At 60.1% G+C, this 23,639-nt stretch carries 24 protein-coding genes; 12 read left to right on the top strand and 12 right to left on the bottom strand.

Annotation, left to right across the window (positions count from 1 at the left end; translation table 11 throughout):
* Positions 1-755 precede the first annotated feature (755 nt).
* Positions 756-2,165 carry a serralysin family metalloprotease gene (locus NTD81_RS18320; protein WP_262184165.1) on the top strand — a complete coding sequence of 470 codons (1,410 nt, stop codon included), beginning with the start codon at positions 756-758 and terminating at the stop codon, positions 2,163-2,165.
* Positions 2,166-2,232: 67 nt separating this feature from the next.
* Entirely contained in the window at positions 2,233-2,634 is a 402-nt protein-coding gene (locus tag NTD81_RS18325) for a protease inhibitor Inh/omp19 family protein (RefSeq protein ID WP_262184166.1), read from the top strand.
* Positions 2,635-2,728: 94 nt separating this feature from the next.
* Here NTD81_RS18325 and NTD81_RS18330 read toward each other — a convergent pair whose 3' ends face one another.
* The 6 genes from NTD81_RS18330 to hemF form a co-directional block, all read right to left on the bottom strand.
* Positions 2,729-3,475: a hypothetical protein gene (locus NTD81_RS18330; protein WP_262184168.1), complete on the bottom strand. Its 747-nt coding sequence runs from the start codon at positions 3,473-3,475 to the stop codon at positions 2,729-2,731.
* Positions 3,476-3,646: 171 nt separating this feature from the next.
* Positions 3,647-4,786: a molybdenum ABC transporter ATP-binding protein gene (modC, locus tag NTD81_RS18335; protein ID WP_262184169.1), complete on the bottom strand. Its 1,140-nt coding sequence runs from the start codon at positions 4,784-4,786 to the stop codon at positions 3,647-3,649.
* Positions 4,783-5,463: a molybdate ABC transporter permease subunit gene (gene modB / locus NTD81_RS18340; protein ID WP_262184170.1), complete on the bottom strand. Its 681-nt coding sequence runs from the start codon at positions 5,461-5,463 to the stop codon at positions 4,783-4,785. Before modB ends, modC begins: the two co-directional genes overlap by 4 nt.
* Positions 5,464-5,558: 95 nt before the next feature.
* Entirely contained in the window at positions 5,559-6,317 is a 759-nt protein-coding gene (gene modA / locus NTD81_RS18345) for a molybdate ABC transporter substrate-binding protein (protein WP_262184171.1), read from the bottom strand.
* Between the two features lie 155 nt (positions 6,318-6,472).
* Positions 6,473-7,297 (bottom strand): shikimate dehydrogenase, encoded by an 825-nt coding sequence (aroE, locus tag NTD81_RS18350; protein WP_262184172.1) that lies wholly within the window; start codon positions 7,295-7,297, stop codon positions 6,473-6,475.
* A 198-nt stretch (positions 7,298-7,495) separates the two neighbouring features.
* Positions 7,496-8,413, bottom strand: coding sequence for an oxygen-dependent coproporphyrinogen oxidase (hemF, locus tag NTD81_RS18355; protein ID WP_262184174.1), 918 nt, complete (start codon positions 8,411-8,413; stop codon positions 7,496-7,498).
* 182 nt (positions 8,414-8,595) lie between these two features.
* On the opposite strand from hemF, the gene NTD81_RS18360 reads away from it, so the two are divergent.
* Positions 8,596-9,573, top strand: coding sequence for an NADPH:quinone reductase (locus NTD81_RS18360; RefSeq protein WP_262184175.1), 978 nt, complete (start codon positions 8,596-8,598; stop codon positions 9,571-9,573).
* A gap of 54 nt (positions 9,574-9,627) precedes the next feature.
* On the opposite strand, the gene NTD81_RS18365 is transcribed toward NTD81_RS18360, so the two are convergent.
* From NTD81_RS18365 to NTD81_RS18375, 3 genes are all read right to left on the bottom strand, one after another.
* Positions 9,628-10,185, bottom strand: coding sequence for an L-threonylcarbamoyladenylate synthase (locus NTD81_RS18365; protein ID WP_262184176.1), 558 nt, complete (start codon positions 10,183-10,185; stop codon positions 9,628-9,630).
* A 41-nt stretch (positions 10,186-10,226) separates the two neighbouring features.
* On the bottom strand, positions 10,227-11,321 hold the full coding sequence (gene dprA / locus NTD81_RS18370) for a DNA-processing protein DprA (protein ID WP_262184177.1): 1,095 nt from the start codon (positions 11,319-11,321) through the stop codon (positions 10,227-10,229).
* A gap of 95 nt (positions 11,322-11,416) precedes the next feature.
* Positions 11,417-12,442 carry a LysM peptidoglycan-binding domain-containing protein gene (locus NTD81_RS18375; protein ID WP_262184179.1) on the bottom strand — a complete coding sequence of 342 codons (1,026 nt, stop codon included), beginning with the start codon at positions 12,440-12,442 and terminating at the stop codon, positions 11,417-11,419.
* A 152-nt stretch (positions 12,443-12,594) separates the two neighbouring features.
* Between NTD81_RS18375 and def the strand changes: the two genes are divergently transcribed.
* From def to NTD81_RS18400, 5 genes are read left to right on the top strand one after another with little or no spacing between them, the layout of a single operon-like run.
* On the top strand, positions 12,595-13,101 hold the full coding sequence (def, locus tag NTD81_RS18380; RefSeq protein WP_262184180.1) for a peptide deformylase: 507 nt from the start codon (positions 12,595-12,597) through the stop codon (positions 13,099-13,101).
* Positions 13,102-13,159: 58 nt separating this feature from the next.
* Positions 13,160-14,116 carry a methionyl-tRNA formyltransferase gene (gene fmt, locus NTD81_RS18385; RefSeq protein WP_262184181.1) on the top strand — a complete coding sequence of 319 codons (957 nt, stop codon included), beginning with the start codon at positions 13,160-13,162 and terminating at the stop codon, positions 14,114-14,116.
* Positions 14,113-15,426, top strand: coding sequence for a 16S rRNA (cytosine(967)-C(5))-methyltransferase RsmB (gene rsmB / locus NTD81_RS18390; RefSeq protein ID WP_262184182.1), 1,314 nt, complete (start codon positions 14,113-14,115; stop codon positions 15,424-15,426). The genes fmt and rsmB overlap by 4 nt, the downstream gene beginning before the upstream one ends.
* Before the next feature lie 12 nt (positions 15,427-15,438).
* Positions 15,439-16,812, top strand: coding sequence for a Trk system potassium transporter TrkA (gene trkA / locus NTD81_RS18395; RefSeq protein WP_262184183.1), 1,374 nt, complete (start codon positions 15,439-15,441; stop codon positions 16,810-16,812).
* Positions 16,813-16,819: 7 nt separating this feature from the next.
* Entirely contained in the window at positions 16,820-17,146 is a 327-nt protein-coding gene (locus NTD81_RS18400; protein WP_262184184.1) for a tetratricopeptide repeat protein, read from the top strand.
* Here NTD81_RS18400 and NTD81_RS18405 read toward each other — a convergent pair.
* From NTD81_RS18405 to NTD81_RS18415, 3 genes are all read right to left on the bottom strand, one after another.
* Entirely contained in the window at positions 17,143-17,409 is a 267-nt protein-coding gene (locus NTD81_RS18405; protein WP_262184185.1) for a PilZ domain-containing protein, read from the bottom strand. The genes NTD81_RS18400 and NTD81_RS18405 overlap by 4 nt on opposite strands.
* 82 nt (positions 17,410-17,491) lie before the next feature.
* Positions 17,492-18,379, bottom strand: a complete 888-nt coding sequence (locus NTD81_RS18410; protein ID WP_262184186.1) for a lysophospholipid acyltransferase — start codon at positions 18,377-18,379, stop codon at positions 17,492-17,494.
* Between the two features lie 59 nt (positions 18,380-18,438).
* On the bottom strand, positions 18,439-18,990 hold the full coding sequence (locus NTD81_RS18415; protein WP_262184187.1) for a DNA-3-methyladenine glycosylase I: 552 nt from the start codon (positions 18,988-18,990) through the stop codon (positions 18,439-18,441).
* Positions 18,991-19,056: 66 nt separating this feature from the next.
* Here NTD81_RS18415 and glyQ point away from each other — a divergent pair, with 66 nt between their 5' ends.
* The 4 genes from glyQ to NTD81_RS18435 all read left to right on the top strand — a co-directional run bounded on the left by glyQ (position 19,057) and on the right by NTD81_RS18435 (position 23,489).
* Positions 19,057-20,004, top strand: a complete 948-nt coding sequence (glyQ, locus tag NTD81_RS18420; RefSeq protein WP_262184189.1) for a glycine--tRNA ligase subunit alpha — start codon at positions 19,057-19,059, stop codon at positions 20,002-20,004.
* Positions 20,001-22,055: a glycine--tRNA ligase subunit beta gene (glyS, locus tag NTD81_RS18425; protein ID WP_262184190.1), complete on the top strand. Its 2,055-nt coding sequence runs from the start codon at positions 20,001-20,003 to the stop codon at positions 22,053-22,055. The genes glyQ and glyS overlap by 4 nt, the downstream gene beginning before the upstream one ends.
* A 94-nt stretch (positions 22,056-22,149) precedes the next feature.
* Positions 22,150-22,683 carry a D-glycero-beta-D-manno-heptose 1,7-bisphosphate 7-phosphatase gene (gene gmhB, locus NTD81_RS18430; protein ID WP_262184191.1) on the top strand — a complete coding sequence of 178 codons (534 nt, stop codon included), beginning with the start codon at positions 22,150-22,152 and terminating at the stop codon, positions 22,681-22,683.
* Between the two features lie 32 nt (positions 22,684-22,715).
* Positions 22,716-23,489, top strand: a complete 774-nt coding sequence (locus NTD81_RS18435; protein ID WP_262184192.1) for a lysophospholipid acyltransferase family protein — start codon at positions 22,716-22,718, stop codon at positions 23,487-23,489.
* Positions 23,490-23,639 lie beyond the last annotated feature (150 nt).

A 23,639-nucleotide genomic window follows, 5' to 3' on the forward strand; every position in this document is an offset into this window, starting at 1 on the left:
GCAACCCGAGGCTTAGGCCTTGGGTTGCCACTCATACACCGTATGCCTAAAGCCCCAAGGGCGCCACGTGCTGTGCTGCACCGGCTAGTCAAGGCGGTGCTCTGCCTTCAGTTACCCGTTTGCCGTTGGCAAGGCAGCCCAGACCATAAGCCGTTACCGGCCTAATGATGCTTTGTATAAAATCCGAAATCGCTTTTTTGAACTTAAGTACCCTTTCACACAAGCGCTTATTGACTTGGAACTATGTCGCCAATATTCATCCAAGCCATAAATTTTAAAGATAAATTATTAGCCATATGAATATCCAACCACGGCCAAATCGGAAATAGTGTAGCTATGCAAACTGTTACGCAAGCAGATGAATACAATTAAAAACAAACATTTATAACTGCTAAAGGGTCAACAAAGCTGATCAATTGGTTTTTATGTGCTGACAAATTAAAAACTTCTCCACAGCCACTAAAGCCTCTATCACGCACCTTTTAGAGATTTTTAAGGCCGCAAAAAATCAACGCCTTATAACAAGAATAACTATTAGAGTGAGGGTTTTGGAATAGACAGCAGAATAATTACATAACTTCCTTATAGGCTGTTACTCCGTTCATATTCATTAATTGTTAGTTGATAATTTTGTAGGGCATGGACATTGCCAAGCAAACCATGGCAACTTTGCCACTGGCCTAATCAGGTCAAAATCTCAGTTGCTCACGAAGCAACTGTATTGAACTTAGTACTCGCGTAATGAGGATATGGATATGCCTACTAACGCTCTTGCACTTAAAGATTCGAGCGATGCCTATAAACAAGTCACCAACTTTCTTGATCTCTATGCCCGTGACAGCCAGTCACTGATCAATGGCAAACCTTCCTACGATATCGACGCCGCTGCGCAGCAGATCACCCGCAGTCACATATCCTGGACATCCGACTCATCCGGGGTCGCCAACATCAGCTACTACTTCCTCACCGCGCCGACCCAGCTCTTCAATAGCGAGGACTTGGGCAGGTTTACAGCACTAAATACTCAGCAAAAAGCACAAACCCTGCTGTCTTTGCAGTCATGGGAAGATGTGGCAAATGTCCACTTTACCCAGGCCTCATCGGCGCGCACGGCTGACATCACCTACGGCGTTTACAGTAAGAATGACGGCACTGGCGCCTTCGCTGCGACTTCTACGTATTCCAATGGCGATATTGCCAAGTCGGAAATCTGGATCCGCGACTACTCCGCCAACGTCTCGCCCGATACCGGCAACTACGGCCGCCAGACCATCACCCATGAAACGGGTCATGCCTTAGGCTTAAGTCACCCCGGTGATTACAACGCCGGTCAAGGTGTGCCGACCTATAACGATGCCAGCTACGCCCAAGATACCCGCGGTTATTCGCTGATGAGTTACTGGGAAGAGACCTACACCAGCCAGGACTTCAAAGGCGCCTTTGCGTCGGCGCCGTTGGTAGACGATATCGCTGCGGTGCAACTGCTCTACGGCGCCAACACCAGCACCCGCGCTGGCGACACGGTGTATGGCTTTAACTCCAACACCGAGCGCGACTTCTACACAGCCACCTCAGCCAACAGCAAACTGGTGTTTGCCGTGTGGGACGGCGGCGGTAACGACACCTTGGACTTCTCCGGCTTCAGCCAGGCGCAAAAGATCGACCTGCACCAAGGCGGCTTCTCCGATGTCGGCGGCTTGATTGGCAACGTCTCCATAGCCAAGGGCGCCAACATTGAGAATGCCATTGGCGGCTCAGGCAATGACCTGATTATTGGTAACGACCTGGCCAACCTGTTGCGCGGCGGTGCCGGTAACGACATCATCTATGGAGGTCTGGGCGCCGATCAGTTAAGTGGTGGCAGCGGCCGTGACACATTCGTGTATGGCTCCATCAACGACTCGAAAGCCAGTGCAGCCGATCGAATTCTCGACTTCACCAGTGGCCAGGACAAAATTGACCTGACCGGTATCGATGCCTTCGTCAACGGTGGTTTGCAGTTGAGCTACGTCGACGCCTTCAGTGGCACCGCAGGCCAAGCCATCTTGGCTTACGACGCGGCCAGCAATGCCGGCAAGTTGTCGATCGACTTCAGCGGTAACTCGCAGGCTGACTTCGCCATCAATTTGATCGGCCAAGCCACTCAGGCCGACATTATCGCTTAAGCTCAAGGGCACCCTAAGCCATTGGCTTAGGGTGCTTCAGTCCGTCATCATCCAAGGGAATCTGTCGATGTCAGCAAACGCGAAGCGTTGCCGGATGCTCTTCTTGCTCAGCGCACTACTCAGCACAGGTAACAGTATGGCCAGTAGTTTGGTTCTTCAAAGCGCTGCCGATCTCGCCGGGTCGTGGACTCTGCAACAAGACGCAGCCGCCGAAAGCTGTCAATTACAGCTGCTTGCCGACACAGTCGAAGCAGCCGATGGCTACGCCCTAAAGGGCGATACCACTTGCGTTAATCAATGGTTGGCCGATGAACTTAAGGCCTGGCGACCCACCCCGGCCGGCATCGCTTTACTCAAGGCCGACGGTTTAACCCTGGTGCTACTCGGCCGCCAAAGCAGCGGCGAGTATCAGGGGCACAAGCAGGGTGGAGCCAAGTTAGTGCTGCGCCGCAGCAGCGCAACACACTAAGCCAAGCGGCTCAATCCACCAGCCGTTTAGGCGAGTTGGCAGCAGTTAACCAAGCGGCCCCTGTAGCCGGGCCGCTTTACCTGTTAGATACGCCTTAGATATCCAACTGCATCCACTGATTACTCAGGGCGCGCGTGTGGCGCTGCACAGTGGTCGGTGCAAAGGGCCGGCCGGAGGCGCTCTGCAGGGTGTTGCTCTGGCTGTTGAGGTCAACCAGCGCGGCCTTGAGGTAATCCCAGCGGGTTTTCAGCTTGCCCACCTGTGGATTGTTTTTGCCATCCAGCTGCGCCATGTAGGCATCAATCGCTGGCACGATTTCGCGCTCATCTTGGCCGACATAGGCATCGGGCTCTTCGCGGGCAATCTCGAAGTTACCGAAATAAGCACGGCTCAAATACTGCGTGGACAGGTATTCCAGCTTGGCCACAGACTCCTGGTCGTCACTCTCACCAAGCTTGCGTGCGGCATTTAGCACCTCTAACAGGGCGCGGCTCAGCTCCTCGGGATAGCGCCACGGCATGTCTTCTTCTTTCGGGCCAAACGCGACGCCCTGACGAATTTTGCTCACGAGGTCTTGGTGGGCTTTGTTCAGTTCCGCGCTGGGCTGGGGCAGGGCGCTGATGGCGGCAGAGAGGCTCTGCAGATCGGCCTCTAAGGTCTCCAGATGCTTGCTCTGAAAGCCTTCGCCGCGCAACAACATCAGACTGCTGGTGACCCGGCTGGCTTGCACCTGGACCAGTTCCGCCGGCGTGATGGCGTGGGCTGCAGCGAACGGCAACAGGCTGAGGATTAGGGTAAAAACAGCCAGCAGAGGGCTGCGCAACTTCACTGTAGTTCGCATGGGGACGCGCTCCTTATTATTGTTTTGAGCTACTCGGCCTAATCTTAGCCGGCCTATACGGTACTAGAGTACTGCTTGAAGCAGCCAGTTAAAGCAGCCCAAAGAGTGATTTTCCCTTGCAGATGCTGCTTTTTGTCGGAAAGTTTGACAAACCTCGGGCAGGCAAAGGCCCTAAGCCGTGGTTAACAGTGACACGGCCTTAACCTGGGCCCATAGCTGTTGCCCAGGCTGAATCCCCAAGCGCACATAAGAGTAACGGGTGATGCGCGCCAGCAACTGCTCGCCACCGACCTGCAAGCGCAGCAGCACATGGGCCTGCTGCTGATCGCCAGACGCCGTCAGCACCTGCGCCGCCAGCACGTTAAGCACGCTGCTGTGCTGCGCCGGTTGCAGACTCAGGCTGACATCGCGGGCTTTGATCTTCACCCGCACCCCCTTGCCGCTGGGCAGCGGCGCATGGGGCAACAACAGCACATCAGCACTGTCCGGCAGCTGGATGCGCAGCAAGGCGAACTCCGCGTCGTAGCCACAGACCAGGCCATCAATCACCGCTTCAGCGTCGTCTTGCTGAATAAAGGGCAAGTCCGCGCGCAACAGGGTTTGTTTCAGCGGGCCGCTGGCAACAGCGCGGCCATCTTGCAGCAGCACCAGATGATCGGCCAGGCGCGCCACCTCATCTGGCGAGTGGCTGACGTACACCAGCGGTATCTCCAGCTCCCGGTGCAAACGCTCCAGATAGGGCAGCAGCTCCTGCTTGCGCTTAAGATCCAGCGCCGCCAGCGGTTCATCCAGCAGCAACAGTCGTGGACTGCTTAGCAGCGCCCGGGCGATGGCGACACGCTGACGCTCACCGCCGGAGAGCTTGGCCGGCAGGCGGGCAAGCAAATGCTCGATACCGAGCAACTCCACAGCCTGCTGCCAAGCGATCTGGCGCTGCGCCGGGGCGATGCGCTTAAGCGCAAACTCGAGATTGCCGCGCACGCTTAAATGGGCAAACAGGTTGGCGTCCTGAAACACATAACCCACAGCGCGGCGGTGCGCCGGGACGAACAAGCCTTGCGCACTGTCTTGCCACAGCTCGCCATTGACCCGCAGATAACCTTGCTGCGGCTTATCCAGCCCAGCCAGGCAGCGCAGGCAGCTGGTTTTGCCGGCGCCGGAATCGCCGAACAGCGCACTGACGCCACGCCCCGGCAGTTGCAGGTCGACATCCAAATTGAACTCGCCCTGACGCAACTTAAAGCGCGCCTCGATGGTACTGACAGGCCCGTTCTCGACCCGCACAGGCCGGCGCGGCAATGGCCAGATCATCGCCACACCTGCTGACGTCCACGGCTGGCGTAGAGCGCCAGCAGAATCAGTAACGAGAACAGCAACATGCCAGCCGCCAGCCAATGGGCCTGGGCATATTCCATGGCCTCGACATGGTTGTAGATCTGCAGTGAGGCGACCTGAGTCTTGCCGGGGATATTGCCGCCGAGCATCAGCACCACGCCAAACTCACCCAAGGTATGGGCAAAGCCCAGGATGCTCGCGGTGATAAAGCCGGGCTTGGCCAGCGGCACAACCACCGTGAAAAAACTATCCACAGGCCCCGCACGCAGAGTGGCGGCAGCCTCCAAAGGGGCGTGGCCGATGGCGCTAAAGGCGTTGTGCAGGGGCTGCACGACAAAGGGCAGGGAATAAACCACCGAGCCCAACACCAAGCCGGCAAAGCTAAAGGTTAAAGGCGCCAGGCCCAGGCTGTGGATAAGTTGGCCGAGCCAACCCTGGGGGCTAAAACTCAGCAGCAGGTAAAAGCCAATCACCGTCGGCGGCAACACCAACGGCAGCGCCACCACCGCGCCAATCAGCACGCGCCAGCGTGACTGCGACTGGCTAAGCCACCAGGCGATGGGCGTGCCGATCAGCAGCAACAGCACAGTGGTGACGGTGGCGAGCTTAAGGCTCAGGACTATTGCGGCAATATCGGCACTGCTAAGGGGCATCCCTGCGCTCTCTAGCTGGGGGTGGATTGAACACTCTGGGTACAGGCTGCAAACGCAGGCCACAGTCTCCAAGCATGGCGCCGCACAGGGGCGACTTAAGGCAGTTGGTAGCCATAGGCGCTGATAATCTGCTGCGCTTGCGGGCCACGCAAATAGGCAAAGAAGGCTTGCGCGGCCGGATTGCCTTCAGCCTTTTTCAGCAGCAGCACATCCTGTTTGATCGGCTCATGCAGCGCCTGCGGCACCTCCCAAGCCGAGCCTTCAGTCAACTTGCCGCCCTTATAAACCTGCGACAACGCGACAAAACCCAGCTCGGCGCTGCCGCTGGAGACAAACTGCAAGGTCTGGCTGATGCTCTGACCTTCGACCAACTTAGGCTGCACCGCGTTGCTCAAGCCGAGCTTCTGCAACACCTGAATCGCCGCCAGACCATAGGGCGCGGCTTTGGCGTTGGCTACCGCGAGGTGCAGGAACTGGTTGGCTTTGAGCACCGCATCAGTGCCATCTAACAGCTTAGGGTCCGCCGACCACAGCACCAGCTTGCCGATGGCATAGGTGTATTGACCGTCTTTGGCTGCCAAGCCTTCGCTGGCCAATTTGCTCGGCGTGCTGCTGTCGGCGCTGAGCAGCAACTCAAACGGCGCACCATGGCTGATCTGTGCATACAGCTGCCCGGTCGCGCCAAAAGCCGGCACCACATGGTGGCCCGTGTCCTTGGCAAATTGTGCGGCAATCTCCTGTAACGGCGCGGTGAAGTTGGCGGCTACCGCCACCTGGACCTCGGCAGCCTGCGCCGACAGGGCCGTCATGACAGTGCTAAGGCTGAACAGGCTAAAGGCAAACAACGGCTTCATCGTATCGCTCCAGAGAAGTAGGTAGGCCACCGGTGACCACTTAGCGTTATATACCGAAGGATATAACGGAAAGCCCACTCCAGCTGCAAGCAAGACCTGTCACTAGATGGATAAATAAACGCGGGCAGAGCGCCACCTGCCCGCCTAGACAGGCTTTAGCTGGCCGCTAACAAACGCCGCAGCTCAGCCAAAACCCCTTGGCTGGAGGGCCGCACGCCACGCCAGACGAAAAACGCTTCGGCGGCTTGCTCAACCAGCATACCCAGGCCGTCCAAGGTACGCGCCGCGCCATGTGCACTGGCCCAGCGGTTAAAGGCGGTGGGCTCTTTGCCGTACATCATGTCGTAGCACAGCGTATGTCCGGCCTGAATCAGGCTCGGCGCAATCGGCGGCAGCTCACCGGCGAGGCTGGCAGAGGTGCCATTGATGATGATATCCACCGGCGCATCGATCCAATCAAAACCGCTGGCCACCACCGGGCCTAAATCGGCGAATGCCTGGGCCAGTTGCTCGGCCTTGGCCACCGTGCGGTTAGCAATCACTACACAGGCCGGCTGCTCGGCCAGCAGCGGTTCCAGCACACCACGCACGGCGCCACCGGCACCGAGCAAGAGCAGCCGCTTGCTTTGCAGGCTGAGCCCGGCATTCACCGTCAAATCGCGCACCAAGCCGGCGCCATCGGTGTTATCACCCAGCAGGCGGCCGTCGTCCTGCTTGACCAGCGTGTTCACCGCGCCAGCGCGCTGTGCCCGTGCGCTCAGGCTATCGACCATGGCGAAAGCTTGCTCTTTAAACGGCACGGTGACGTTAGCGCCACGGCCTTCGCGAAAGAACTCGCGGGCAAAGCCGGTGAAGTCATCCAACGGCGCCAGCAACGCCTCGTAGCTCAGTTGCTGGGCGGTTTGCTCAGCAAACAGGCGGTGAATCAGCGGCGATTTGCTGTGGCCAATGGGGTTACCAAAAACGGCGTAGCGATCCATAAATAATCCTTAAGCTCGGCCGGCACTGGGCCTGAGCGCAGATCAGTCGGGGCCATAGTGGCTGAACAGGGTGCCGCGAGTTTACGGGCGCACCGGCAGTACCGCGAAGGGATTTTTAGCCGCGCCTGCGCAAGCGGCGCCACCTCCATGCAAGAGTGAGGAGAGCTGCGTCACTGAGCGCAGCCCCTCAAGCAGACGCTAGCCCTGTAGCTTGAGCCAGTCGCGATCTTGCAGGTAATAGTCGGTCAGCTCGGCCTCAACACTGCCGGGCTCAGCCTTCCAGTCATATCCCCAACGCACATGGGGCGGCAGCGACATCAGGATCGACTCGGTGCGGCCACCGGATTGCAGGCCAAACAGCGTTCCCCGGTCGAACACCAGGTTGAACTCCACATAGCGACCGCGGCGGAAGGCCTGGAACTCGCGCTCATGCTCGCCAAACGGGGTGGCTTTACGGCGCTGCACGATGGGCAGGTAAGCGGCCAGGTAGGCATCACCGATGGCGCGCATGAAGGCGAAGCTAGTGTCGAAGTCCCACTGGTTCAGATCATCGAAGAACAACCCGCCAATGCCGCGCGGCTCGCCACGGTGCTTAAGGTGGAAGTAACGGTCGCACCAGGCTTTGAATTTCGGATACACCTCAGCGCCAAACGGCGCGCAGGCATCGAAGGCCACCTGGTGCCAGTGCACGCAGTCTTCTTCGTTGGCGTAGTAGGGCGTCAGATCAAAGCCGCCACCGAACCACCACACCGACTCTTCGCCTTCTTTATCGGCACTGAAGAAGCGCACGTTGGCGTGGGAGGTGGGCACGTAAGGGTTTTCCGGATGGATCACCAGCGACACGCCGAGGGCTTCAAAGCCACGCCCGGCCAATTCAGGGCGATGGGCGCTGGCCGATGGCGGCAGGCTGTCGCCAAACACGTGGGAGAAATTCACCCCGCCTTTTTCGATCAGCGCGCCATTTTCAATCACTCGGGTACGACCACCGCCGCCCGCTGGACGCTGCCAGGCATCCTGAAAAAACTCGGCAGCGCCATCTTCGGCTTGCAGGGCGTTGCAGATTCGATCTTGCAGGTCGAGCAGATAGGCTTTAACAGCCTCAGTACGATTACTCACGGTGGCACCTTAGAAACGGGTAAAGGCCTCAGCAGCATAGCCAGCTGAGCGGCACAAACGCCGGCAAGCATAACATTGGCTACCCCCCAGCCGCAGTTGACGTCGGTCAATCAAGGGGATTGCAACCGGGTAAACGCCAGCTCATGCTGGCCCACCCCCTATTTAGAGCGGAGCACGTGAGCATGGCCAAGCGTATTCAGTTCAGCCGCTACGGCGGCCCCGAGGTGCTCGAGTACCTCGACTTCCAACCTGCACAGCCCGGCCCCCGGGAAGTACGGGTGAAGAACCAGGCCGTGGGCCTGAATTTTATCGATGTGTATTACCGCAGCGGCCTGTATCCCAGCCCGACGCTCCCTGCGCCTTTGGGCAGTGAAGGGGCGGGGATTGTCGAGGCGCTCGGCAGCGCGGTGAGCGAGTTCCAAGTCGGCGACCGGGTCGCCTATGCCACCGGCCCGCAAGGCAGCTACAGCGAACTGCATGTGTTGCCTGCGGATAACCTGGTCAAGCTGCCCGATAGCGTCAGCTTCGAGCAAGCCGCGGCGGTGATGCTCAAGGGCCTCACCGTGCAGTATCTGCTGCGTCAGTGCTACGAGCTCAAGGCCGGCGAAACCATACTGTTCCACGCCGCTGCCGGCGGTGTAGGTTCCCTCGCCTGCCAGTGGGCCAAGGCCCTAGGGGTCAAGCTGATCGGCACGGTCAGCAGCGCGGCCAAAGCCGAGCACGCCATCGCCAACGGCGCTTGGGCGACCATCGATTACAGCCACGAGAATATCGCCCAGCGCGTGCTGGAGCTGACTGACGGCAAGAAGTGCCCGGTGGTGTATGACGGCGTTGGCCACGACACCTGGGAAGCCTCGCTGGACAGCGTGGCCAAGCGCGGCCTGCTGGTCAGCTTCGGGAATGCTTCGGGCGCAGTCACCGGGGTCAACTTAGGCATCCTCGCGCAAAAAGGCTCGCTGTTTGTCACCCGCCCCAACCTGGCCGGCTACGCCGACAGCCCTGAGCGGTTACGGGCCATGGCCGCCGAGCTGTTCGGCATGATCAGCAACGGCCAGTTGCAGGTAGATATCAGCAGCCAATATGCGCTCAAGGATGCCGGTATTGCCCAGCAAGCCCTGAGCAGCCGGCAAACCACCGGCTCGACCATTCTGCTGCCCTAAGCGGCGCAGAGGCCCGGCCCCGCCGGCTATCCAGGCAGGATCAGCACAGGCGGGTCAGGAGGGGCGAATCACATCGCCGCTGATCAAGTCGCGAATCAGGCTGGGGTTCTTGCGCCCGCCCAAGGCGCCGCCCAAGACCCCATCCAGCTCGCCGCCAAAGTACTGCTCCACCCGTAAGCGCGTGCGCGCAGCAGGGCGTCCGGCCGGGTTGGCCGAAGTGGACACCAGTGGCCCGGTCTGCTCACACAACGCCTGCACTAAGGGGTGATCGCTGACGCGCAGGGCCACGCTGTTGTGCTCGCCGGTGATCCACGGCGGCAGGCGGTCCTGATGGGGCACCAACCACGTGTTGGGGCCAGGCCAACTGCCGGCCAGGCGCTCCTGCCAAACATCAGGCAGGTCCTCGAGGAGGAAGTCGAACTGCTCGATAGCCGCCGCCACCACAATCAGCCCTTTGTGCATGGGCCGCTGCTTCAGCTCCAGCAATTGCAGCACCGCATCCTCGTCCCACGGGTCGCAGCCCAAGCCCCACACGGCTTCGGTCGGATACGCCAGCACACCGCCATGGCGTACGCACAGCGCCGCCTGTTGAATCTGCCAATTGCTGGCCATGGGTCAATCTCCGCTAAAACTTGCCCAACAGTGTATCCAAGCTAAGCCTTACGGCCCAGCCAACGGCCTCCCTCAGCCACCACCAAGCCTTGCAACTCCAACTCGGTCAATTGCCCCAGCACTTCGGCTAACGGCCAACCACTGGCGGCGGCCAGTTCTTCACTGCTATGCGGCGCGGCATACAGCAAAGCGAGCAGGGGATGCTCGGGCGGTTTTGCCGACGTTGGCGCAGCAACCTGCTGCCAGCCGCGCAGGCCTTGCAGCACGTCCTCGACGCTTTCCACCAAAGTCGCTCCTTCACGGATCAGCTGATGACAACCCCGGGCCCCGGGATGGTGGATCGAGCCGGGGATGGCGTACACCTCGCGCCCCTGTTCGGCCGCCAGCTTGGCAGTGATCAACGAGCCGCTGGAGGTGCTGGCCTCAACCACCAACACGCCCAACGACAAACCACTGATGATGCGGTTGCGCCTGGGGAAATTACTCGCCTGCGGAGGACAGTCCAGCGGCAATTCAGAGACCAGCGCGCCGCCTTCGGCGACGATGGCAGCGGCCAGACGTTTATGCCGCGCCGGGTAGATGCATTCGAGCCCCGTACCGAGCACGGCGATGGTCTTACCCTGCACATCCAACGCCCCCTGATGGGCCGCCCCGTCGATGCCTAAAGCCAAGCCGCTGGTAATCACAAAGCCGCCGCGCGCCAGGCTGCGGGCGAAACTCTGCGCCGTATCCAAACCAGGCCGCGACGCATGACGACTGCCGACCATGGCCAGTTGCGGCCGCTCTAATAAATCCACCGCGCCGTGGACAAACAACAACGGCGGCGCATCGCTGATCTCAGCCAACAGCGCCGGGTAGTGCGGGTCATCCCACATCAGCAGATGCTGCTCGGTGTGTTCCAGCCAGGCCAAGCTGGCCGTCACTCGCTCGCGCACTGCCGGGCTGCGGCGGGCTTCGCTGGCCACAGCCGGCAAACCCAAAGCCTGCCAGGCACTGGCGGGTGCACTTAAGGTGGCGCTGGCGCTACCAAAGGCGCTGATCAATTTATGGAAGCGGCGGGGGCCGAGCTGGGGCAGGGCATGCAGGCGCAAACGCGCTTGCACTTCGGCCGGGGACAAGCGGGGAGTAGGCGACATACTGATCATCCTTGATCGGTCGCGCCGCCTAAGCGGCTGGGTTGAAAGCGTGATACACAGGCAGAAAAAACCCCGCCGAAGCGGGGTTTGCAGTGTTACGGGTTGCGCACTTTATCCAGCAACTCTAGTGAGCGTGTGGCGTTGAGCACCAGGGCATAACTGAGTTTGTCGTAAGCGCGGAACACCATCAGCAAGCCGGAACGCTCATCGGGAATCTTGACCATCTCGCCGGTCACCCGATCACGCACGGTCTCGCCAGTTTTGTAGATGGCCAGCACGTTGCCTTCGCTGACACCGTCGCGTTTACCCTTGTTGATAGTGACCACATCGAACTGACCCACCTGGGTCACGCCACGGGGCACGTCGAGGATCAAACCGTCGATTGGGCCGGCCGGCTCGCTGGGCATAAAGGTCGAATTGATGGCCCGCTCTTCGGTGGGGAACAGACGATCACCCAAGCGCACTTCCTGAGTCGAACGCGTCAGGTTGAGGGTGCCAACGCCGTTCTCTTCGGCGACGATCTCACCGGAGCCAATGTCGTCAGCGTTGATGCCGAGGAATTCATTGGTCACCGGATCTGTATAACGTTTGCCTTGGCGGAAGATGCCATAGCCCGGCGCCGCGTTAGCGAATTGGCCACGGGCATAGACCCGATCCCCGGCGCCGCTGACAACGCGCTCGGCATTACCGGCCACGACATAGGGCGCGCTATCGAACTGGGCTTGGTCATCGACGATGCGGTTCACCAGCAAGAAGCTGTTGATCGCTTCCAATGGAATCGGCGCAATGGCCTCAGCCATCGGCGTGCTGCGAATCTGTGGCGACAGCTTGATGGTGCCGCGGCTCTCGCCACGGTTCAGCATAATGCGTGGCTGACCATCAACATAAACCAGACTCAGCTGATCGCCAGGATAAATGAGATTAGGGTTTTGTACTTGAGGGTTGGCGTGCCAAATTTGTGGCCACTGCCAAGGTTTGCTGAGAAATTTCCCTGAGATATCCCATAAAGTATCGCCTTTGACCACTGTGTAGCGGTCCGGGTGACCGTCCTTGAGTTGCACCCCAGCCCAAGCGAGGCTACTTGCAGCACAAAGCAGCAAGGCCAGTAGTGATTTCCTCATGCGGTGAATCCCTTTATTATATGTCTTCACGTGTAGCGCCCTAGCGCCGCGTTGAAACCCAGTAATACTGCGGCGTGAAGCCGTTTTTCGATGCTGCTCATCATCTTAGCAGCGCATTTTGACTTTATTCCACAAGTGCATCACAAACCCATATGGCGATTCTGAATATCCTCGAATTTCCCGATCCGCGCCTGCGCACCATCGCCAAGCCGGTGGACGTGGTCGATGACGCTTTGCGCCAGTTGATCGACGACATGTTTGAAACCATGTACGACGCTCCTGGTATCGGCCTGGCCGCCACCCAAGTCAACGTGCACAAGCGCGTGGTGGTGATGGATCTGTCCGAAGACAAAACCGAACCACGGGTGTTTATTAATCCCGAGTTCGAGTCCCTCACCGACGAGATGGATCAGTACCAAGAAGGCTGTCTGTCGGTGCCGGGTTTCTATGAAAACGTCGACCGTCCGCAGAAGGTCAAAATCAAGGCGCTGGACCGCGATGGCCAGCCCTACGAGATCATCGCCGAAGGCCTGCTGGCGGTGTGCATTCAACACGAATGCGACCACCTCAACGGCAAGCTGTTTGTTGATTATCTGTCCACGCTCAAACGCGATCGGATCAAGAAGAAACTGGAAAAGCAGCACCGCCAGAACGCTTGATACCGCTTAAGCAAAGGCTTGCCCCGGCAAGCCTTTTTCTTTTTAAGAGACGCCCTTCATGACCGAGCCACTGCGCATTGTCTTTGCCGGCACCCCCGAGTTTGCCGCCGCACACCTCAAGGCCCTGCTGAGCACGCAGCACCAGATCATCGCCGTGTACAGCCAGCCGGATCGCCCGGCTGGCCGTGGCCAGAAGCTCACCCCGAGCCCGGTCAAGCAACTGGCCGTGAGCCACGACATCCCGGTGTATCAGCCGCAAACCCTGCGCGACCCCGCCGCCCAAGCCGAGCTGGCAGCACTTAAGCCGGACTTGCTGGTGGTGGTGGCCTACGGTCTGATCCTGCCGCAAGTGGTGCTCGACACCCCGCGCTTGGGCTGCATCAACAGTCACGCTTCGCTGCTGCCTCGCTGGCGCGGCGCGGCGCCGATTCAGCGCGCCATCGAAGCCGGCGACAACGAGTCAGGCGTCACCGTGATGCAGATGGAAGCCGGCCTGGATACCGGCCCGATGCTGTTGAAAGTGACCACGCCAATCAGCGCTGACGATACCGGTGGCAGCCTGCATGACCGCCTCGCCAGCCTTGGCCCGCAAGCGGTGATCGAAGCCATCGCCGGTTTAGCCGCCGGCAACCTGAAGGGCGAAGTGCAGGACGACAGCCTGGCCACCTATGCGCACAAGCTCAATAAAGACGAAGCGCGACTGGACTGGAGCCGCCCAGCCGAGGAGCTGGAACCTTTGGTGCGCGCCTTTAACCCCTGGCCGATCTGCCACAGCACCCTGCACGGCGAAGCCTTAAAAGTGCATGCCGCACAGCTGGCGCCGCAGCTTAATGCCCAAGGCGCAGCCCCGGGCACCGTAGTGGCTGTGGATAAAAGCGGCTTGGCAGTGGCCTGCGGCCAGGGCGTGCTGCGCCTGACCCGCTTGCAGTTGCCCGGTGGCAAAGCGCTGAACTTCAGCGACCTGTTTAACAGCCGCCGCGAGCAGTTCACCGTCGGCTCGGTGCTCGGCGCATGAACCCACGTGTCGCAGCGGCCCGCGCTTTGGCCGTGGTGCTCAATGGTAAAGCCTCGCTCGGCAGCAGCCTGCCGCCGCTGCTGGATAAAGTCGAGCCACGGGATCGCGGCCTGACCCAGGACCTGGCCTTTGGCACCGCACGCTGGCAGCCACGCCTGGCTTTGATCGCAGAGAAACTCCTACAAAAGCCGTTTAAGGCCGCCGACCGTGACGTCGAAGCGCTGCTGCTGATCGGCCTGTATCAACTGTTCCACACCCGCATTCCGGCCCATGCCGCCATCGGCGAAACCGTGGCCTGTGTGGATAAATTAAAGAAGCCGTCGCTCAAAGGTTTACTCAACGCCGTGCTGCGCAATGCCCAGCGCGATGGAGAGGAAATTATCCACAGCCTGGACCGCGACCCGGTGCTGCACACGGCCCATCCGCGCTGGCTGCAAAAGGCCCTCAAGGCGCAGTGGCCCGAGCATTGGCAAGCCATCTGCGCCGCGAATAACGCCCATCCGCCGTTGATACTGCGGGTCAACCAGCGCCACAACAGCCGTGATGATTACCTGGCCGAGCTGCGCCACGTCGGCTTTGAGGCCGAGCCATGCACCTTCAGCGGCGATGGCATCCGTTTGCTGCAAGCCTGTGACGTGACCACCTTGCCGGGCTTCGCCGAAGGGCGGCTCAGCGTCCAGGACGAGGCCGCGCAACTGGCTGCCGGCTTGTTGGAGCTGGCGCCAGGACAACGGGTGTTGGACGCATGCTGCGCGCCGGGGGGCAAAACCTGCCATATCCTCGAAAGCCAACCGAGCTTAAGCGAAGTCATCGGCCTGGATCTGGAAGCCAAGCGCCTGATGCGTGTGCAGGACAACCTCGACCGCCTGCAACTCAAGGCCAAGCTGATCGCCGCCGATGGCCGCGCTGTGGATAACTGGTGGGACGGCCAGCCCTTCGCACGCATCCTGCTCGACGCGCCGTGCTCGGCCACCGGGGTGATTCGTCGCCATCCGGATATCAAACTGACGCGCCAGCCGCAAGACATCCCAGCGCTGGCACAGCTACAGGGTGAGCTGCTCGACGCGCTGTGGCCAACCCTAGAAGTGGGCGGCATTCTCGTTTATGCCACCTGCTCGGTGATGCCCGCAGAAAACAGCGATAACATCGCAGCCTTCCTCGCCCGCACCCCAGGTGCGCGCGAACTGGCGATTAGCGGCACCTTCGGCATCGACAGCGCCCATGGGCGCCAGCTTTTGCCACAAGTAGACGGCCACGATGGCTTCTACTATGCCAAGCTGATGAAAATTGCGGCCACTCCTCGGGGCTAAGGATCAGACAGGATGAAGATCATTATTCTCGGTGCCGGCCAAGTCGGCGGCACCTTGGCGGAACACCTGGCCAGTGAGGCCAACGACATCACGGTGGTGGACACCGACGCCGATCGCTTGCGCGACTTGGGTGACCGCCTCGATATCCGCACCGTACAAGGCCGCGCCTCGTTCCCCACAGTGCTGCGCCAGGCCGGTGCGGACGACGCCGACATGCTGGTGGCCGTCACCAACAGCGACGAAGTGAACATGGTCGCCTGCCAGGTGGCCTACACCTTGTTTCGCACCCCCACCAAGATCGCCCGGGTGCGTGAAGCGGCCTACCTGACCCGCAGCGGCTTGTTCGATAACGAAGCGATTCCGGTGGACGTGCTGATCAGCCCCGAGCAGGTGGTGACCAACTACATCAAGCGTCTGATCGAATACCCCGGCGCCTTGCAGGTGATCGACTTCAGCGAAGGCAAAGCCCAGCTGGTTGCGGTGCGTGCCTATTACGGCGGCCCGCTGGTGGGTCAGCAACTGCGTCAACTGCGCGAGCACATGCCCAATGTGGACACCCGCGTCGCAGCGATTTTCCGCCGTAACCGGGCGATCATGCCGCAGGGCGACACCATTATCGAAGCCGATGACGAAGTGTTCTTTATCGCCGCCAAAGCTCACATCCGCGCGGTGATGAGTGAGATGCGGCGCATGGAAGACAGCTACAAAAAGGTCGTCATCGCCGGCGGCGGGCATATCGGCGAGCGCCTGGCCGAGGCCATCGAAAGCCGCTACCAAGTGAAAATCATCGAGATGAGCCCGGCGCGTTGCCGCTACCTCTCAGAAACCCTCGACAGCACCATCGTCTTGCAGGGCAGCGCCAGCGACCGCGATTTGCTGGTGGAAGAGAACATCAGCGACGCCGACCTGTTCCTCGCCCTGACCAACGACGACGAGGCCAACATCATGTCCTCGCTGCTGGCCAAGCGTTTGGGCGCGCGCAAGGTGATGACCCTGATCAATAACCCGGCCTATGTGGATCTGGTCCAGGGCGGCGAGATCGATATCGCCATCAGTCCGCAGCTGGCCACCATCGGCACCTTGCTCGCCCACGTACGCCGTGGCGATATCGAGAGCGTGCACTCGCTGCGCCGCGGTGCGGCTGAGGCCATCGAGGCGGTGGCCCATGGCGACGCCAAATCGAGCAAGGTGGTGGGCCGTGCCATCGAAGACATCAGCCTGCCGCCAGGCACCACCATCGGTGCGATTATCCGCAACGATGAAGTGCTGATCGCCCACGATGACACCGTGATCGAAAGTGGCGACCACGTGATCCTGTTCCTTGTCGATAAAAAATACATCCGCGACGCCGAGCGCCTGTTCCAGGTCGGCTTGTCATTCTTCTGAGGCAGCCATGAGCACCCAAGCACTGGAAAACATGCTGGCCAAGGGTATGGACAACGCCTTGCTGCGCTTCGGCCTCGGCAAGGGCTATTTGGACAACAGCCAGTGGGCCCAAGCTGCCGAGCATTTGCAGCGCTGCGTGGCGTTTGATCCTAACTACAGCGCAGCCTGGAAGCTGTTGGGCCAGGCGCTGCACAAACAAGCTTTAGTCGAGCAGGCACGCCAAGCCTGGCAGCAAGGCATACAAGCCGCGCAGCAAAAGGGCGATAAGCAAGCTGAAAAGGAAATGACGGTGTTTCTCAAGCGCCTGGATAAAGCCGCTCAGCAGCCGGGTTAACTGGTCACGAAACGCAGGCCCACCCCCATGGGCTCGACGCGGATCACTTCCATGGTCAGCACCGGCGCTTCTACGGGCAGGCCTTGCACCTGCCCTTGTACGCGCTCACCAATGCGCAGTTCACCCTGGGTTTGATCGATCAGAACAAACACGCCGCCTTCAGAAACATCGCGGGTGGTGACCATCAGTTCACCATGAATAGGATGCTCGATGCGCAAGCGCATCTTCAGGGTGGTGCGCACACTACCGCGATGATTGTCCATGGCCAGTCCGGCTAGATCAGGTGGCTCAGCCTAGACGACAGCGGGTAGCACCTGCAACCCGCCACCAAGGTGTGACAGCGCGCTAGTACCAGCGCGCCTCGCCTTCAGGGCGCTTCTTAAAGCGCTTCATGGTCCACATGTACTGGCTGGGGTAATTGCGCACATAGCGACCCAGTTCACGACTCAGGGCGGCGACCGACACCTCCAAGTCCTTGTCGTACATATCCGCAGGCGCGGCTTCGAGTATCACTTTGTAGCCGCTGCCATCGTCCAGACGCACCGCATGGAAGAACACGCCACGGGCTTTGCCACGGGACAACAACTGCGGCACGAACTTACTGGTCAGCGCCGTGGTGCCTAAGTAAGGCACAAACAAGCCCGCACCCAAGGCCGGTTCCGGATCGCAAGGAATGCCGACGCAGCCGCCGCGTTTAACCTCTTTGATCACGCTCATGATGCCTTCCGGGGTGGAGGGCGCCACGCGGTTGCCCATCTGCACACGCTGCTTCTTCAGCAGCTCATCCACCGCTTTTAGCTTCGGTGGGCGATAGAAGATAATCGGCTTGGCGTAGGAGCAATAGAAGTGGTTGAGCACTTCCCAGTTACCCAAGTGGCTGGTGATGCCGACCAGACCGTCGCCCGAGGCCAGGGCCTCTTCGAGCACCTCCATGCCTTCCACTTCACGGATGAACTTGAGCGATTTCTTCGGCGGCCAGATCCAGGCGCAGGCGCTTTCCGTCAGGGTACGGCCAATATCCATCATGGCGCGCTTGTGCAGGCCACTCAGCGCGGCCTGATCCAACTCGGGAAAGCAGCGCTGGATATTGATCAGCGCCACTTCGCGAGAGCGATTAGGCAGCTTCCACATCAACCAGCCGATGCCACCGCCGACGCCTTGCACGGCACGCCAGGGCAGTAAGGCAAACAAGCGCAAAAAGCCCACCACGAGGGCGCCTTTAAACTTTTCCACAGGCCACTCCAGGCAAATCTAAAGTCGCCATTGTAACCGCCTGGCCGGGCAGGGGGCAGTTAACGACTCAGCGCCGGGTAGCGATCACAGTCAGTGGTATGGTCCATGACCATGCCAGTGGCCTGCATATAGGCGTAGCAGATGGTCGGCCCAACGAAGGTAAAACCCAGTTTGCGCAGGGCTTTGCTCATGGCCTCGGCCTCAGGGGTAATCGCCGGCACTTCGGCGCGGCCGCTGAAGTGGTTGATCTTCGGCACACCGCCGACAAAGGACCACAGCAGTGCCACCGGATCTTCCAAGCGCAGCCAGGCCTGAGCGTTTTGCCGGGCGGCGTTGAGCTTGAGGCGATTGCGGATGATCCCCGGGTCTTGCAGCAGTTGCTCGATATAAGCGTCGTCCATGGCGGCCAACTGCACGGGATCAAAGCCAAACAACACCTGGCGATAACGCTCGCGCTTTTTCAGCACCGTGATCCACGACAAACCGGCCTGAAAGCCTTCCAACACCAACAGCTCGAACAGCGCCTGGGCATTGCGCTGCGGCACGCCCCATTCATGGTCGTGGTAGGCGATGTACAGCGGTTCAGCGTTACACCAAAAACAGCGTGGCATGCGGGCGTCCCTGAGCTTGGGTATACTGGCCGACTTTCTCAAGCCGCCAAAGTACGGGTGAAATTTGTGAGCCAGACTACGCCTGCCGTGCGCACCTTCCAAGATTTGATCCTCGCCCTGCAACAATACTGGGCCGAGCAGGGTTGCGTGGTATTACAGCCCTACGACATGGAAGTGGGCGCCGGCACCTTCCACACCGCGACCTTCCTACGTGCCATTGGTCCGGAAACCTGGAACGCTGCCTATGTGCAGCCTTCGCGCCGCCCGGCTGATGGCCGCTATGGCGAGAACCCGAACCGCCTGCAGCATTACTACCAGTTCCAAGTGGTGCTCAAACCCAACCCGGAAAACTTCCAGGAGCTGTACCTTGGCTCGCTGAAGGCCATCGGTATTGATCCGCTGGTTCACGATATCCGTTTCGTTGAAGACAACTGGGAATCGCCGACCCTGGGCGCCTGGGGTCTGGGTTGGGAAATCTGGCTCAACGGCATGGAAGTCACCCAGTTCACCTACTTCCAGCAAGTTGGCGGCATCGAGTGCTATCCGGTCACTGGCGAGATCACTTACGGTCTTGAGCGTCTGGCCATGTACCTGCAAGGCGTCGACTCGGTGTATGACTTGGTCTGGGCTGATGGCCAGTTCGGTAAGGTCACCTATGGCGACGTGTTCCACCAGAACGAAGTGGAGCAGTCGACCTACAACTTCGAGCACGCCAACGTCGAGAAACTGTTCGAGCTGTTCGACTTCTATGAGTCCGAAGCCAACCGTCTGATCGAACTGGAACTGCCACTGCCCACTTACGAGATGGTGCTCAAGGCATCCCACACCTTTAACTTGCTGGACGCGCGCCGGGCGATCTCGGTTACTGCACGCCAGCAATACATCCTGCGCGTGCGCGCCTTGGCCCGCTCGGTGGCGCAGAGCTACCTGCAAGCGCGGCGCAAGCTGGGCTTCCCCCTCGCCGCGGCGGATCTGCGTGATGAAGTATTGGCCAAGCTGGAGGCAGCAGAATGAGTGCGCAAGATTTTCTGGTAGAGCTGGGCACCGAAGAGCTGCCACCCAAAGCCCTGAAGAGCCTCGGCGAAGCCTTCCTCGCCGGCATCGAGAAGGGCCTGAAAGCCTCTGGCCTGAGCTACAGCAGCGCTCGTTACTACGCCGCGCCACGCCGTTTGGCCGTACTGGTCGAGCAGCTTGCGACCCAACAGCCGGATCGCAGCCTCAACCTCGATGGCCCGCCCGTACAAGCCGCCTTTGATGCCGACGGCAATCCGACCCAAGCGGCTCTGGGCTTCGCCAAAAAATGCGGCGTTGAGCTGAGCGAAATCGACCAGAGCGGGCCGAAGCTGAAATTCAGCCAAAACATCGCCGGTAAGCCAGCCAGCAGCCTGCTGCCAACTATCGTCGAAGACTCCCTCAACGATCTGCCGATCCCTAAGCGCATGCGCTGGGGCGCGCGCAAAACTGAATTCGTGCGGCCAAGCCAATGGCTGATCATGCTGTTTGGCGACGAAGTGATCGACTGCGAAATCCTCGCCCAACTGTCCGGTCGTGAGTCCCGTGGCCACCGTTTCCATGCCAACCACGAAGTGCGCATCAGCGCGCCGCGTAACTACGCCGAAGACCTGAGCGCCGCCTATGTGATTGCCGACTTCGCTGAGCGTCGCGAGCTCATCAGCAAGCGCATCGAACAACTCGCCGCCGAGCAGCAGGGCAGTGCCATCGTGCCCCCGGCGCTGCTCGATGAAGTAGCCGCCTTGGTTGAATGGCCCGTGCCGCTGGTGTGCTCCTTCGAGGAACGCTTCCTCGACGTGCCGCAAGAAGCGCTGATCACCACCATGCAGGACAACCAGAAGTACTTCTGCCTGCTGGACGCGAACGGCAAGTTGCTGCCGCGCTTTATCACCGTGGCCAACGTCGAGAGCAAAGATCCTAAGCAGATCATCGAAGGCAACGAGAAGGTGGTGCGTCCGCGCCTGACCGACGCTGAGTTCTTCTTCAATCAGGACAAAAAGCAGCCGCTGGAAAGCTTCAACCAGCGTCTGGCCAACGTGGTGTTCCAGGCCCAACTGGGTTCGGTCTACGACAAGGCCAAGCGGGTCAGCACCCTGGCTGGTTTTATCGCCCAGCAAATCGGCAGCGACGCCGGCCGCGCAGCCCGCGCTGGTATTCTGAGTAAGTGCGACCTGGCCAGTGAAATGGTCGGCGAGTTCCCGGAGATGCAAGGCATCGCCGGTTACTACTACGCCAAGCACGACGGCGAGCCGGATGACGTGGCCCTGGCGCTGAACGAACAGTACATGCCGCGCGGTGCGGGCGCTGAACTGCCCAGCACCCTCACCGGTGCGGCGGTGGCTCTGGCTGACAAGCTGGACACCCTGGTCGGCATCTTCGGCATCGGCATGCTCCCCACCGGCAGCAAAGACCCCTATGCGCTGCGCCGTGCGGCGCTGGGCGTGCTGCGTATCCTGATCGAAAAAGATCTGGACCTGGATCTGGCCAAAGCCATCGCCTTCGCCATCCAGCAGTTCGGCAGCCAAGTGAAGGGCGCAGCCCTGGCCACTCAGGTGCAGGACTTTATCTTCGACCGCCTGCGCGCGCGTTACGAAGACGAAGGCATCGACATCAGCGTCTACCAAGCGGTGCGTGCGGTTAACCCAACCTCGCCGCTGGACTTCGACCAGCGCGTACAAGCCGTGCAGTCGTTCCGTGCCCTGCCGCAAGCTGCCTCGCTCGCCGCAGCGAACAAGCGCGTATCCAACCTGCTGGGCAAACTCGAAGGCCAAGTACCGAACACGGTGCGCGCGCATTACTTCGACAGCCCGACCGAGTTCGCCTTGAATGCGGCCATCCAGCAGGCCGAAAGCAATGTGAAGCCGCTGGCCGAGGCTCGTCAGTACAGCCTGGCTCTGGCGCAACTGGCCAGCCTGCGCGAGCCAGTGGATGCCTTCTTCGAAGGTGTGATGGTCAACGCCGAGAACCCAGACGTGCGCGCTAACCGCTACGCGCTGCTGGCTAAACTGCGTGGCCTGTTCCTTGGCGTGGCTGATATTTCGGTATTGAGCTAAGCCCCGTAGTCCCACCAGTGGGCGCTGTTTGCGCAGCGCCCACTGCCTCATTACAGCGGTGCGCGGCTACCGCGTGCCGGTTATGGATTGGCCCATGAAACTGCTGATTCTCGATCGCGACGGCGTCATCAATTACGACTCTGACGATTACATCAAAAGCCTCGAGGAGTGGATTCCACTGCCTGGCGCCATTCGCGCCTTAGCGCAGCTGAGCCAAGCCGGTTGGACCATCGCCATCGCCACTAATCAATCCGGAATCGCCCGCGGCTACTATCCTCTAAGCACTCTGCACGCCATGCACCAACGCCTGCGGGATTTGGTGGCGGAGCAGGGCGGCGAGCTGGGCTTGATTGTTTACTGCCCCCACGGCCCGGATGACGGTTGTGCTTGCCGTAAACCGAAACCCGGCATGCTCGAACAAATTGCCGAGTACTATGACGTGAATCTCACCGGCGTATGGTTTGTGGGTGACAGCAGCAGCGATCTGAACACGGCCTTAGCGGTAGGCTGTCAGCCGGTACTGGTGAAAACCGGCAAAGGTTTGCGCACGCTGGCCAAGCCCTTGCCGCAAGGCACGTTGGTATTCGATGATCTGGCGGCAGTGGCCAGCCAGCTTATCTCTCTTTAACCCAGGCCCTGCCTGTGACGGTAAATGCTCACATGTCGATCGTGCAGACCCTACGAACCGTTTTGTTTTACCTCCTGCTGTCCAGCTGGTCGCTGGTGTGGTGCAGCCTGAGCTTCTTTGTCGCGGCCTTTATGCCGTTTCGCACGCGCTACCGCTTCGTTAACCAAACCTGGTGCCGCGTGGCCGTGTGGCTGACCAAAGTGGTGGCCGGTATCGATTACCAAGTCACTGGTTTGGAAAACATCCCCAAACAGCCCTGCGTGATTCTGGCCAAACACCAAAGCACCTGGGAGACCTTCTACCTCTCGGCGCTGTTTGAGCCACTGAGCCAAGTGATCAAACGTGAGCTGCTCTATGTGCCGTTCTTCGGCTGGGCCATGGCCATGCTCAAACCTATCGCCATCGACCGCAGCAATCCCAAAGCCGCTCTCAAGCAATTGGCCAAGCAAGGCCAGGAATGCTTAGAGCAGGGCTGCTGGGTGCTGGTCTTCCCGGAAGGCACACGGATTCCTGCCGGCGAAATGGGCAAGTTCAGCCGTGGTGGTACGGCCTTGGCCGTTAACGCCAACCTGCCGATTCTGCCCATCGCCCATAACGCTGGGCAGTACTGGCCCAAAGACGGCTGGGGGAAAAAGCCCGGCACCATCCAAGTGGTGATCGGTCCAGTGATGCACGCCGAAGGCACTGGTCCACGGGCCATCGCCGAGCTCAACGACCGCGCCTACGAATGGGTCAAACAAACCCAAGCGGCCATCGGCTCACTGGACCCGCAAGCCGCACAGACAGAGCCTAAGCAAGACGCTTAAGCGGCTAGTCAGTAACACCTGAAAGCCTTGGCCTAACCGCCAAGGCTTTTTTGTTGGAGCATCCAGCAAACGTATTGTCATCTGCCAGTAACCCCTTCGTCACAAGCCCTTACTACCCTCGGCGAGACTCTTTCCTCGCTGGCCTCCTGC

It is taken from the genome of Pseudomonas sp. 5P_3.1_Bac2 (assembly GCF_025465995.1).
In the GTDB taxonomy this organism is placed as follows: Bacteria; Pseudomonadota; Gammaproteobacteria; order Pseudomonadales; family Pseudomonadaceae; genus Aquipseudomonas.